Source organism: Pseudomonas sp. NPDC077649, assembly GCF_044542855.1.
Classification (GTDB): domain Bacteria; phylum Pseudomonadota; class Gammaproteobacteria; order Pseudomonadales; family Pseudomonadaceae; genus Aquipseudomonas.
In genome coordinates, this window is sequence record NZ_JBITVF010000005.1 from 274,245 (window position 1) to 285,956 (window position 11,712).

Here is an 11,712-nt window from a genome sequence, read left to right on the forward strand (position 1 = left end):
GACAAGGTTAACGTCTGTGCACTGACCTGCAAGTGCCAGTGGTGACCGGCAGGTTGCGTCGGTTCGCAGGGTGCGCCGCGCGCACCGGCTGTACCGGCCGATGCCTGCCATCCATTCCGGCGCACCCTTGTGTCCGTGCCTGGCGCTTCAGTTCGGCAGGTTCGCCGCCTGGATCGCGGTCAGCGCGATGGTGTAGACGATGTCGTCGACCAGGGCGCCGCGCGACAGGTCGTTCACCGGCTTGCGCAGACCCTGCAGCATGGGGCCGACGCTGATGCAGTCGGCGCTGCGCTGCACCGCCTTGTAGGTGGTGTTGCCGGTGTTCAGGTCGGGGAACACGAACACCGTGGCGCGCCCGGCCACCGGGCTGTTCGGCGCCTTCTGCCGGCCGACGCTGTCGATGGCGGCGGCGTCGTACTGCAAGGGGCCGTCGAGCAGCAGGTCGGGGCGCATCTCGCGGGCCAGGCGGGTGGCGGCGCGCACCTTCTCCACCTCCTCGCCGCTGCCGGAGTCGCCGGTGGAGTAGCTGAGCATGGCCACCCGCGGGGTGATGCCGAAGGCCTGCGCCGAGTCGGCGCTCTGCAGGGCGATCTCGGCCAGTTGTTCGGCGTTGGGGTCGGGGTTCACCGCGCAGTCGCCGTAGACCAGCACCTGGTCCGGCAGCAGCATGAAGAACACCGAGGACACCAGGTTGTAGCCCGGCGCCGTCTTGATCAGCTGCAGCGCCGGGCGGATGGTGTTGGCGGTGGTGTGGATGGCACCCGACACCAGGCCATCGACCTCGTCCAGGGCCAGCATCATGGTGCCCAGCACCACGGTGTCTTCCAGCTGTGCCTCGGCCATCGGTGCATTGAGGCCCTTGCCCTTGCGCAGCTCGACCATGGGTTCGACGTAGCGCCCGCGGATCAGGTCCGGGTCGAGAATCTCCAGGCCCGCCGGCAGCTCGATGCCCTGGGCGCGGGCGACGGCGTGGACGGCGTCGGGCTTGGCCAGCAGCACGCAGCGGGCGATGCCGCGCGCCTGGCAGATCGCCGCCGCCTGCACGGTGCGCGGCTCGCTGCCCTCGGGCAGGACGATGCGCTTGGCCGCGGCCTTGGCCCGCTGCACCAGCTGGTAGCGGAACGCCGGCGGCGACAGGCGCAGCTCGCGCGGCGTGCCGCAGCGGGTGGCCAGCCAGTCGTGGTCGATATGCCCGGCGACGAAGTCGGCGACCTTCTCCGCGCGCTCGCGGTCGTCCACCGGGATTTCCTTGTTCAGGCGGTTGAGGTTGGTGGCGGTGTCATAGGAGCCGGTGCCCACCGTCATCACCGGCAGGCCGCTGGCCAGGGCGCCGCGGCACAGCTCCATGATGCGCGGGTCGGGGGCGAAGTCGCTGCACAGCAGCAGGCCGGCCAGCGGCACGCCGTTCATCGCCGCCAGCGCGGCGGAGAGGATGATGTCGTCGCGGTCGCCCGGGGTCACCACCAGGGTGCCGGGCTTGAGCAGCTGCACGCTGTTGGCCACGGCGCGGGCACAGAGCACGATCTTCAGCATGCGTCGCTGCTCGTACTCGCCGGCGTTGAGGATGCGCGCGCCGAGCAGTTCGGCGACGTCCTTGGTGCGCGGCGCGTTGAGTTCCTCCTGCCAGGGGATGCAGCCGAGCAGGCGGAAGTCGGCGGTCTTGAGCAGCGGCGAGAGTTCCTGCAGGCGTTCGGCGAAAGCCGCCACGCCCTGCTCGCTGCGTACCTTGTTGAGGATCACGCCGAGCACCTTGGGATCCTTCGGCCCGCCGAACAGCTGGGCCTGGATCTCGATGCGGTCGGACAGCTCGGTGAGGCTCTCGTCCTCCGGCGCGCTGACCAGGATCACGTCGGCGTCCAGGCTCTTGGCCAGGTGGAAGTTGACCCGCGCGGCGTAGCTGGCGTGACGGGTCGGCACCATGCCCTCGACTATGACCACGTCCTTGTCCACTGCGGCCCGTTGGTAGAGGCTGATGATCTCCTCGAGCAATTCGTCGAGCTGGCCGTCGCCGAGCATGCGTTCGACATGGCCGAGCGACAGCGGCTTGGGCGAGTTGAGGCCATGGGTGCGGGCGATCAGCTCGCTGGAGCGCTCCGGACCCTCGTCGCCGGCATGCGGCTGGGCGATCGGCTTGAAGAAGCCGACCTTGAGGCCGCTGCGTTCCAGGGCGCCGACCAGGCCGAGGCTGATGGAGGTGAGGCCGACGCCGAAGCCGGTGGGGGCGATAAAGAAGGTGTGCATGGTCTCTCCAGATATGGGGGCGCTGAGCGCAGCGAAGCCCTACGGGCGATTCGGGCTCAGGCGTCGAGCAGGGCCAGGGTGTCCAGGGCGATCTGCCGCTCCTCGTTGGTCGGCACCACCAGCACCCGCGGACTGCCGTCGGCCTGGATGGCACCGGCGACGCCGCGCACGCAGCGGGCGTTGGCCGGCTGGTCCAGGTGCAGCCCGAGCAGACGCAGGTGGTCGACGGTCTTGCTGCGGATCAGCGGCGAGTTCTCGCCGATGCCGCCGGTGAACACCAGGCCGTCCAGCCGCGGCAGGGCGCAGCTCATGGCCGCCAGCGACTTGGCCAGGCGGTAGCAGAACACCTCGATGGCCAGGCTGGCGCCGGCATGGCCCTGCTCGCGCGCCTGTTCCAGGGCGCGCATGTCGTTGGACAGGCCGGACAGGCCGAGCAGGCCGCTGTCCTTGTTGAGCATGCTGTCGATCTGCTCCAGGCTCCAGCCCAGGGCGCGCGCCAGGTGGCTGTGCAGGTTGGGATCGACGTCGCCGCTGCGGGTGCCCATCACCAGGCCTTCCAGCGGGGTCAGGCCCATGCTGGTGTCGCGGCTCTGGCCGTCGACTATGGCGCAGGTGGAGCAGCCGTTGCCCAGGTGCGCCACCAGCCAGCTGCTGTCGCCCACGGCCAGGCCGGCCAGTTCCGCGGCGCGGCGGCTGACGTAGCGGTGGCTGGTGCCGTGGAAGCCGTAGCGGCGCACGCCGTGCTCGCGGTACAGCGCCTGCGGCACGGCGTAGCGGTAGGCGTACTCGGGCAGGGTCTGGTGGAAGGCGGTGTCGAACACCGCGACCTGCACCAGGTTGGGGAACAGCTTCATCGCCGCCTCGATGCCCAGCAGGTTGGCCGGGTTGTGCAGCGGCGCCAGCGGCGCGGTCTGGCGGATGGCCAGCAGGCTGATCTCGTCCAGCCGGCTGGCGGCGGTGAAGCGCTCGCCGCCGTGCACCACGCGATGGCCGATGCCGTGCAGCTCGCCGCCGGCGGCGCGTTGTACCAGTGGCAGCAGCTGGGAGAGCGCCAGGCGGTGGTCGGCGCCGGGGATCATCAGGCTGTCCCGGGTTTCGCCCTGCTGCCAGTGCAGGGCCGCCTCCGGGCTGCCCAGGCGCTCGGCCAGGCCGCTCAGGGGGAATGGCTCCAGGGCTTCGTTGACCAGGGCGAACTTGATCGACGAGCTGCCGCAGTTGATCACCAGAATATTGCGTGCAGGCATTTAGGCTTCCTTGAAATCATCGTTCGACCGCTCCGTGGCGCACCAGCCGCAGGGAAAGGCGCTGCCCAGGCGGGCCTGGCGCTGTTCGGGGTCGAGCACCCAGGGGCGATTCTGCCAGGGCGGACGGTGGCGCAGGTGCTGAGTATGGCCGCAGGACAAGACTGCCACCCAGTCGCCGTGCTCGTCCTGACGGAAGTCAAGCAGGCGCGGCGCCCCTGCCGCCGGCCGTTTGTCCGGGCTCGGGTCGCATTCGCCTGCGGCCTTGGTTAAACTCGCCCGTTCATCATTCTTCTGCAAAAGGTCTCACCCATGCTGATCGCCGCCAACAAGGCTGTCTCCATCGACTATACCCTGACCAACGATGCCGGTGAGGTGATCGACAGCTCGGCTGGCGGCGCGCCGCTGGTCTATCTGCATGGTGCGGGCAACATCATCGCCGGTCTGGAAAAGGCTCTGGTCGGCAAGCAGGTCGGCGACGAGCTGGACGTCTCGGTCGAGCCGGAAGAGGCCTACGGCGAATACAGCGCCGAACTGGTCGCCACCCTCAGCCGCGCCATGTTCGAAGGTGTCGACGAGCTGGAAGTGGGTATGCAGTTCCACGCCTCCGGCCCGGACGGCAGCATGCAGATCGTCACCATTCGCGATCTGGACGGCGACGACGTGACCGTCGACGGCAACCACCCGCTGGCCGGCCAGCGCCTGAACTTCAAGGTCAAGGTGGTCAATGTGCGCGACGCCAGCGCCGAGGAAGTGGCCCACGGCCATATCCATGGCGAAGGCGGTCACCACCACTGATCGGCAGGGCGTGCGGATCGTCCGAAACGACCTCCGGTCGTTCCATCATGGCGATCCGCTGCTAAGCTGAATCTTGCGAAGAAGGCGCCGATAGGCGCCTTTTTTGTCGCAGGCCAGCGTTGCCTGCCACCCTGCGGGCCGTCGCCGGCGCGTCGAAAAGCGCACCAGGCGTTTTGTGCTCGCAGGCCATCGCTGGTCGCCTTGTGGGCCGTCGCGCCGAATCTGTCGAGGAAGTCCATCATGAGTGCTTTTCACGATCTCAACCTGCGTGCGCTGGATGGCCAGGACCTGCCGCTGGCGCCGTACAAGGGCCAGGTGGTGCTGGTGGTCAACGTTGCCTCCAAGTGCGGCCTGACTCCGCAGTACGCCGGGCTGGAAAAGCTCCATCAGCAGTACAAGGGCAAGGGCTTCACCGTGCTCGGCCTGCCGTGCAACCAGTTCGCCGGGCAGGAGCCGGGCAGCGAGGAGGCGATCCGCGAATTCTGCAGTCTCAACTACGGGGTGACTTTTCCCCTGGGCAGCAAGCTGGAGGTCAACGGCCCCGGCCGCCACCCGCTGTATCGCCTGCTGGCCGGCGAAGGCGCGGAGTTTCCCGGCGACATCACCTGGAATTTCGAGAAGTTCCTGGTCGGCCAGGACGGCCGGGTGCTGGCGCGCTTCTCGCCGCGCACCGCGCCGGACGATCCGGCGCTGATGCAGGCCATCGAGAAGGCGCTCGGCCTGGCAGACCGCTGAAAAACTACCTGCGTTGGCAATCCTGCGTTAAAAGCGGCCTCAAAATGCTCATTTACAGCACGTAAACTCCGCTTTTTCGGCCGCTTTTGCCTTGTCTTGCCTGCCTCGCCTACGTTTTTCAACGGCCCGCTGTAACGGCGAATCGGCCAATCCGCCGGCCGTTTCGACGGCCAGCCTTGTTCCCCGCTCCTCCCGGCGGCTTAATCGGGCGATCTGCCGAGGAGTCCGCCCATGACCAGTTTCCCCCGCGACCCCGACGAGGCCATGGCCTCGCCGGCCGCCCTGCGCGCGCTGATCGAAAGCCGTCGCGCGGTGCGCCGTTTCACCGCCGAGCCGGTGCCGGAGGCGGTGATCCGCGACTGCCTGGAGCTGGCGATGCTGGCGCCGAACTCCTGCAACCTGCAGCCCTGGAGTTTTCAGGTGATCCGCGAGCCGGCGCTGCTGGCGCAGCTGCACCCGGTGTGCATGAGCCAGCACGCCGCCCGCGCGCCGCTGATCGTCGCCGTGCTGGCGCGCCCGGATACCTGGCGTCAGGCCTGCCGGCAGATCGTCGAGCACTGGCCGGAAGCCGAGGTGCCGGCGCGCATCCGCCACTTCTACGGCAAAACCGCGCCGTTCCAGTACAACCAGGGCCCGCTGGGCCTGCTCGGCCTGTTCAAGCGCCAGCTGGTGCGCCTGCTGGCGCTGCGCAAGCCGCTGATGCGCAGGCCCAATAGCCGCGCCGAGATGCGCCTGTGGGCGACCAAGTCCACCGCCCTGGCGGCGCAGAATCTGATGCTGGCGTTCCACAGTCACGGCTACGCCACCTGCCCGATGGAGGGCTTCGACGAGGTGCGCCTGCGCCGGGTGCTGGAGATTCCGCGCCAGGCCATTCCGATCATGCTGCTGGCGGTAGGTCGCCAGGGCGAGAAGGGCGTGTACAACCCTCGCCTGCGCTTTGCGCTGGAGCAGCAGGTGACCTGGCGCTGACCTGGATCAAGGCGTCCCGGCTTGAATACGGCGTAATCGTCCTCATCTAGTCTCCATCTCGGCGGGTTTCTGTATTCGGGGATTGTGGTCCCGGCCCGCTTTTCTAGAAGGAAGGACATCTATGCGTATCGACCGTTTGACCAGCAAGTTGCAACTTGCCCTCTCCGATGCCCAGTCCCTGGCCGTGGGCATGGACCACGCCGCCATCGAACCGCTGCACCTGCTGCAGGCGCTGCTCGAGCAGCAGGGCGGCTCGATCAAGCCGCTGCTGATGCAGGTGGGCTTCGACCTGGGCAACCTGCGCCAGGGCCTGACTCGCGAGCTCGACCAGCTCGGCAAGCTGCAGAACCCCACCGGCGACATCAACCTGTCGCAGGACCTGGCGCGCCTGCTCAACCAGGCCGACCGCCTGTCGCAGCAGCGCGGCGACCAATTCATCTCCAGCGAGCTGGTACTGCTCGCCGCCATGGACGAGAACACCAAGCTGGGCAAGCTGCTGCTGGCCCAGGGCGTGTCGAAGAAGGCGCTGGAGAACGCCATCGCCAACCTGCGCGGCGGCCAGGCGGTCAACGACCCCAACGTCGAGGAGGCGCGCCAGGCGCTGGACAAATACTGCGTCGACCTGACCAAACGCGCCGAGGACGGCAAGCTCGACCCGGTGATCGGCCGCGACGACGAGATCCGCCGCACCATCCAGGTGCTGCAGCGGCGCACCAAGAACAACCCCGTGCTGATCGGCGAGCCCGGCGTCGGCAAGACCGCCATCGCCGAGGGCCTGGCCCAGCGCATCATCAACGGCGAAGTGCCCGACGGCCTCAAGGACAAACGTCTGCTGGCCCTCGACATGGGCGCGCTGATCGCCGGCGCCAAGTTCCGCGGCGAGTTCGAGGAGCGCCTGAAAGCCGTGCTCAACGAGTTGGGCAAGCAGGAAGGGCGCATCATCCTGTTTATCGACGAGCTGCACACCATGGTCGGCGCCGGCAAGGCCGAGGGCGCGATGGACGCCGGCAACATGCTCAAGCCGGCCCTGGCCCGCGGCGAGCTGCACTGCGTCGGCGCCACCACCCTGGACGAGTACCGGCAGTACATCGAGAAGGACGCCGCGCTGGAGCGCCGCTTCCAAAAGGTGCTGGTGGACGAGCCGAGCGAGGAGGACACCATCGCCATCCTGCGGGGCCTCAAGGAACGCTACGAGGTGCACCACGGCGTGACCATCACCGACGGCGCGATCATCGCCGCGGCCAAGCTCAGCCATCGCTACATCACCGACCGCCAGCTGCCGGACAAGGCCATCGACCTGATCGACGAGGCCGCCAGCCGCATCCGCATGGAGATCGACTCCAAGCCGGAGGCCCTGGACCGCCTCGATCGCCGCCTGATCCAGCTGAAGATCGAGCGCGAGGCGCTGAAGAAGGAAGACGACGACGCCGCGCTCAAGCGCCTGGAGAAGCTCAAGGAGGACATCGCGCGCCTGGAGCTGGAGTACGCCGACCTGGAGGAAATCTGGAAGTCGGAGAAGGCCGAGGTGCAGGGCTCGGCGCAGATCCAGCAGAAGATCGAGCAGGCCAAGGCCGACCTCGAGGCGGCGCGGCGCAAGTCCGACCTGCAGCGCATGGCCGAGCTGCAGTACGGCATCATCCCCGACCTGGAGCGCAGCCTGCAGATGGTCGATCAGCACGGCAAGAGCGAGAACCAGCTGCTGCGCAACAAGGTCACCGACGAAGAAATCGCCGAGGTGGTGTCCAAATGGACCGGCATCCCGGTGAGCAAGATGCTCGAGGGCGAGCGCGAGAAACTGCTGAAGATGGAAGGCCTGCTGCACCAGCGGGTGATCGGCCAGGACGAAGCGGTGGTGGCCGTAGCCAACGCCGTGCGCCGCTCCCGCGCGGGGCTGGCCGACCCGAACCGGCCGAGCGGCTCCTTCCTCTTCCTCGGCCCCACCGGGGTGGGCAAGACCGAGCTGTGCAAGGCGCTGGCCGAGTTTCTCTTCGACACCGAGGAAGCGCTGGTGCGCATCGACATGTCCGAATTCATGGAGAAGCACAGCGTGGCGCGGCTGATCGGTGCGCCGCCCGGCTATGTCGGCTATGAGGAGGGCGGTTACCTGACCGAGGCGGTGCGCCGCAAGCCTTACTCGGTGGTGCTGATGGACGAGGTGGAGAAGGCTCACCCGGACGTGTTCAACGTGTTGCTGCAGGTGCTCGAAGACGGCCGCCTGACCGACAGCCACGGGCGCACCGTGGACTTCAAGAACACCGTGATAGTCATGACCTCCAACCTCGGCTCGGCGCAGATCCAGGAGCTGGTCGGCGACCGCGAGGCGCAGCGCGCGGCGGTGATGGATGCGGTGAGCAGCCACTTCCGCCCCGAGTTCATCAACCGTATCGACGAGGTGGTGGTGTTCGAGCCGCTGGGCCGCGAGCAGATCGCCGGCATCGCCGAGATCCAGCTCAAACGCCTGCGTGGCCGCCTGGCCGAGCGCGAGCTGAGCCTGGAACTGACGCCGGAGGCGCTCGACAAGCTGATCGCCGTTGGCTACGACCCGGTCTACGGTGCGCGGCCGCTGAAGCGGGCGATCCAGCGCTGGATCGAGAACCCGCTGGCGCAGCAGATCCTCGCCGGCGCCTTCGCCCCGGGTGCGCTGGTGCATGCCAAGGTGGAGGGCGAGGAGATCGTCTTCGCCTGATTGCGCTCGAGGTAAAAGCAAGGCCCGCCAAATTGGCGGGCCTTGTCGTTTCAGGTTGCACGATCTTGTGTAGGAGCGGATGTCGCCTTTTGCATCCGCCGAAATGGTGGATCGATGAAGCGTGATCCACCCTACGCTCAATGCTCCTGCCCGCAACAGCCACCCCAGTGCTTCTGCTTCGAGGTATGGCCGATGCCGGGGTTGAAGCTGTTGGTCGGGTCAAGTTCGCGGTAGAAGCCGGCCAGCGCCGGTTTGGCCACGTACAGGTGGCCGACGTTGTGCTCGGCCGGGTACTCGGCGCGGCGCTCGTCCAGCAGCGCCCACATGCGGTGCTCCATCGCCAGCGGGTCGACGCCCTTCTTGACGATGTAGTCCTGGTGGAACACGTGGCAGAAGAAGTGCCCGTAGTAGAGCTTGTGCACGATCTGCTCTTCCAGCTCCGCCGGCAATTTTTCGACCCAGTCGCGGTCGTTGCGGCGCAGGGCGATATCCAGCGCGACTATGTCTTCCACGCTGCCGCGGTGCGCCTCGCGGTAGCGGATCGCCGCGCCGGCGATGGCGAAACGGTGGAGGAAGGCCTTGCGCCCCTCCTCGGCGTCGCATTCGAAGAAGGCGCCGCTGGTGCTGCCGGCGAAATACTCGGCGAGAAAGGCGCGGGTCTGCTCCAGGGTGTCGTTGGACACCCGCAGCAGCAGGTGATGCTCGTAGCGCTCGCGGTACTCGCGCATGCGCTTGGGTAGGTGGCTGGGCAGCAGGTTCATCGCCGCCTGCAGTACCCGGTCAGTCACCCCGCGCAGGCCGAAGCGTTCGAAGAAGCCGTCGATGCGGCTCTTCAGGGCGAAGGCGGCCGGCACCCTGGCGGTGCCGAACTTGTCGATCACCAGGAAGCTGTCCTTGCCGTACTTCTCGCCGATATCGAAGGCGGTACGGTGGATATATTCGCCGGCGATCGGCAGGCGCGGCAGGTGGGTGAGCAGGTGGCGGCGCACCTCGGTGAGGTCGTGCGGGTCGTTGCTGCCGATATAGAACACCGTGCTCGGCTCCTTGGGGAAGGTGTCCAGGCGCACGGCGAACAGGCAAAGCTTGCCGGCCGAGCCGGAGGCCTCGAACAGCCGCGAGGGGTCGGCGTTGAAGCGCGCCGGGGTGTCGGCATCGACGTCGCGCACGTGTTCGCCGTAGCGCGCGTCGGAAGCCTTGGCGGTCGCCTCGTTGCGGATCTGCTGCGGACCGTAGTCGGCGTTCTGCAGGCGAGTGAGGATTTCCTCGGGGTTGTCGCCCAGCTCGATGCCCAGGTGATTGACCAGCTGCAGCGTGCCGTCGTCCCGCACCTGGGCGTACAGCGCCAGCTCGGTGTAGGCCGGGCCGCGGCGCACCAGGGCGCCGCCGGAGTTGTTGCAGATGCCGCCGAGCACCGAGGCGCCGATGCAGGACGAGCCGATCACCGAATGCGGCTCGCGGTTCAGCGGCGCCAGCGCCTGCTCTAGGCGGTCGAGGGTGGCGCCGGGCAGGCACACCACCTGCTCGCCGTCGTTGATCAGCTGCACGCCGGCGATGCGCAGGGTGCTGATCAGCACGATCTCGCGGTCGTAGTCGTCGCCGTCCGGGGTCGAGCCGCCGGTCAGGCCGGTGTTGGCCGCCTGCATGATGACGATGCGGTCGGCCGCCACCGCCGCCTGCAGCACCCGCCATTGCTCCAGCAGCGAGCCGGGGCGCACCACCGCCAGGACGCTGCCCTGGCCGCTGCGGTGGCCCTTGCGAAAGCGCCGGGTGGCCTGCTCGTCGGTCAGCACATGGGCGTCGCCCACCACCTGGCGCAGCTGCGCCAGCAGGGTGGCCGAGGCGACGCTTGCGATCTCCTGTGCGGCGCCCATGGCCTAGCGCTCCCTGACCAGCGAGTCGCGGTTGATCTCGGCGATCGACTTGGCGCCGGTGAGCACCATGGCCACGCGCATTTCCTTCTCGATCAGCTCCAGCAGGTTGCTCACCCCGGCGCCGCCGGCGGTGGCCAGGGCGTAGACGAAGGCGCGGCCGAGCAGCACGCTGTCGGCGCCGAGGGCGAGCATGCGCACCACGTCCAGACCGGTGCGGATGCCGGAGTCGGCGAGGATCTTCAGCTCGCCCTTGACCGCATCGGCGATGGCCGGCAGGGCGCGGGCGCTGGACAGCACACCGTCGAGCTGGCGACCGCCGTGGTTGGACACCACTATGCCGTCGGCGCCGAACTTGACTGCGTCGCGGGCGTCGTCGGCGTCGAGGATGCCCTTGATCACCATCGGCCCTTCCCAGAAGTCGCGGATCCACTGCAGATCCTTCCAGGAAATCGACGGGTCGAAGTTGGCACCCAGCCAGCCGATGTAGTCGGCCAGGCCGGTGGGGTTGCCGCGGTAGGCGGAGATATTGCCCAGGTCGTGCGGCTTGCCCAGCAGGCCGACGTCGAGCGCCCAGCTCGGGTGGGTCATGGCCTGCAGCATGCGCCGCAGCGGCGCGTTGGGGCCGCTCATGCCGGAGTGGGCGTCGCGGTAGCGCGCCCCGGGCACCGGCATGTCGACGGTGAACACCAGGGTGCTGACGCCGGCGGCCTTGGCCCGCTCCAGCACGTTCTTCATGAAGCCGCGGTCCTTCAGCACGTAGAGCTGGAACCACATGGGCCGGTCGATGGCCGGCGCCACCTCCTCGATCGGGCACACCGACACGGTGGACATCGTGAAGGGGATGCCCTTGGCCGCCGCCGCCTTGGCCGCCTGCACCTCGCCGCGCCGCGCGTACATGCCGGTCAGGCCGACCGGGGCCAGCGCCACCGGCATTGCCAGCTGCTCGCCGAACAGCTCGGTGGACAGATCCAGCGCCGACATGTCCTTGAGCACCCGCTGGCGCAGGGCGATGTCGGCCAGGTCGGCGACGTTGCGCCGCAGGGTGTGCTCGGCGTAGGCGCCGCCGTCGAGGTAGTGGAACAGGAAGGGCGGCAGCTTGCGCTGCGCGGCGGCGCGGTAGTCGGTGGAGGCAGAAATGATCATGAACTCATCCTGTGCTGAAAAGGGGGGC

Annotated in this window: 9 protein-coding genes; 4 read left to right on the forward strand and 5 right to left on the reverse strand. The window is 68.1% G+C overall.

Annotated elements, in window-relative coordinates:
- Positions 1 to 147: 147 nt before the first annotated feature.
- Genes pta through ACIGFL_RS17145 form a run of 3 tightly spaced genes read right to left on the reverse strand, consistent with a single transcriptional unit; the run spans position 148 to position 3,782 of the window.
- On the reverse strand, positions 148 to 2,241 hold the full coding sequence (gene pta / locus ACIGFL_RS17135) for a phosphate acetyltransferase (protein ID WP_397497959.1): 2,094 nt from the start codon (positions 2,239 to 2,241) through the stop codon (positions 148 to 150).
- A 56-nt stretch (positions 2,242 to 2,297) separates the two neighbouring features.
- On the reverse strand, positions 2,298 to 3,485 hold the full coding sequence (locus tag ACIGFL_RS17140) for an acetate kinase (protein WP_397497960.1): 1,188 nt from the start codon (positions 3,483 to 3,485) through the stop codon (positions 2,298 to 2,300).
- Positions 3,486 to 3,782: a DUF3565 domain-containing protein gene (locus ACIGFL_RS17145; RefSeq protein WP_397497961.1), complete on the reverse strand. Its 297-nt coding sequence runs from the start codon at positions 3,780 to 3,782 to the stop codon at positions 3,486 to 3,488.
- A gap of 12 nt (positions 3,783 to 3,794) precedes the next feature.
- Between ACIGFL_RS17145 and ACIGFL_RS17150 the strand changes: the two genes are divergently transcribed.
- From ACIGFL_RS17150 to clpB, 4 genes are all read left to right on the forward strand, one after another.
- Positions 3,795 to 4,280: a peptidylprolyl isomerase gene (locus ACIGFL_RS17150; RefSeq protein WP_021446399.1), complete on the forward strand. Its 486-nt coding sequence runs from the start codon at positions 3,795 to 3,797 to the stop codon at positions 4,278 to 4,280.
- 240 nt (positions 4,281 to 4,520) lie between these two features.
- Positions 4,521 to 5,015 (forward strand): glutathione peroxidase, encoded by a 495-nt coding sequence (locus ACIGFL_RS17155; protein WP_021446398.1) that lies wholly within the window; start codon positions 4,521 to 4,523, stop codon positions 5,013 to 5,015.
- A gap of 231 nt (positions 5,016 to 5,246) precedes the next feature.
- The gene (locus ACIGFL_RS17160) at positions 5,247 to 5,984 is read left to right on the forward strand and encodes a nitroreductase family protein (RefSeq protein WP_397497962.1); all 738 of its coding nucleotides are present in this window, start codon (positions 5,247 to 5,249) and stop codon (positions 5,982 to 5,984) included.
- Between the two features lie 121 nt (positions 5,985 to 6,105).
- A complete protein-coding gene (gene clpB / locus ACIGFL_RS17165; protein ID WP_397497963.1) occupies positions 6,106 to 8,670 on the forward strand; it encodes an ATP-dependent chaperone ClpB in 2,565 nt (854 codons plus the stop codon).
- A 137-nt stretch (positions 8,671 to 8,807) separates the two neighbouring features.
- Here clpB and dld read toward each other — a convergent pair whose 3' ends face one another.
- Both dld and lldD read right to left on the reverse strand, forming a co-directional pair.
- Positions 8,808 to 10,541 carry a D-lactate dehydrogenase gene (dld, locus tag ACIGFL_RS17170; protein WP_397497964.1) on the reverse strand — a complete coding sequence of 578 codons (1,734 nt, stop codon included), beginning with the start codon at positions 10,539 to 10,541 and terminating at the stop codon, positions 8,808 to 8,810.
- A 3-nt stretch (positions 10,542 to 10,544) separates the two neighbouring features.
- On the reverse strand, positions 10,545 to 11,684 hold the full coding sequence (gene lldD / locus ACIGFL_RS17175) for an FMN-dependent L-lactate dehydrogenase LldD (protein ID WP_021446394.1): 1,140 nt from the start codon (positions 11,682 to 11,684) through the stop codon (positions 10,545 to 10,547).
- Positions 11,685 to 11,712 lie beyond the last annotated feature (28 nt).

What these genes read in the sequence shown, in the direction of transcription:
- pta (WP_397497959.1), bottom strand. Translation starts at nt 2,241, where the DNA reads ATGCACACCTTCTTTATCGCCCCCACCGGCTTCGGCGTCGGCCTCACC.
- ACIGFL_RS17140 (WP_397497960.1), bottom strand. Translation starts at nt 3,485, where the DNA reads ATGCCTGCACGCAATATTCTGGTGATCAACTGCGGCAGCTCGTCGATC.
- ACIGFL_RS17150 (WP_021446399.1), top strand. Translation starts at nt 3,795, where the DNA reads ATGCTGATCGCCGCCAACAAGGCTGTCTCCATCGACTATACCCTGACC.
- ACIGFL_RS17155 (WP_021446398.1), top strand. Translation starts at nt 4,521, where the DNA reads ATGAGTGCTTTTCACGATCTCAACCTGCGTGCGCTGGATGGCCAGGAC.
- ACIGFL_RS17160 (WP_397497962.1), top strand. Translation starts at nt 5,247, where the DNA reads ATGACCAGTTTCCCCCGCGACCCCGACGAGGCCATGGCCTCGCCGGCC.
- clpB (WP_397497963.1), top strand. Translation starts at nt 6,106, where the DNA reads ATGCGTATCGACCGTTTGACCAGCAAGTTGCAACTTGCCCTCTCCGAT.
- dld (WP_397497964.1), bottom strand. Translation starts at nt 10,541, where the DNA reads ATGGGCGCCGCACAGGAGATCGCAAGCGTCGCCTCGGCCACCCTGCTG.
- lldD (WP_021446394.1), bottom strand. Translation starts at nt 11,684, where the DNA reads ATGATCATTTCTGCCTCCACCGACTACCGCGCCGCCGCGCAGCGCAAG.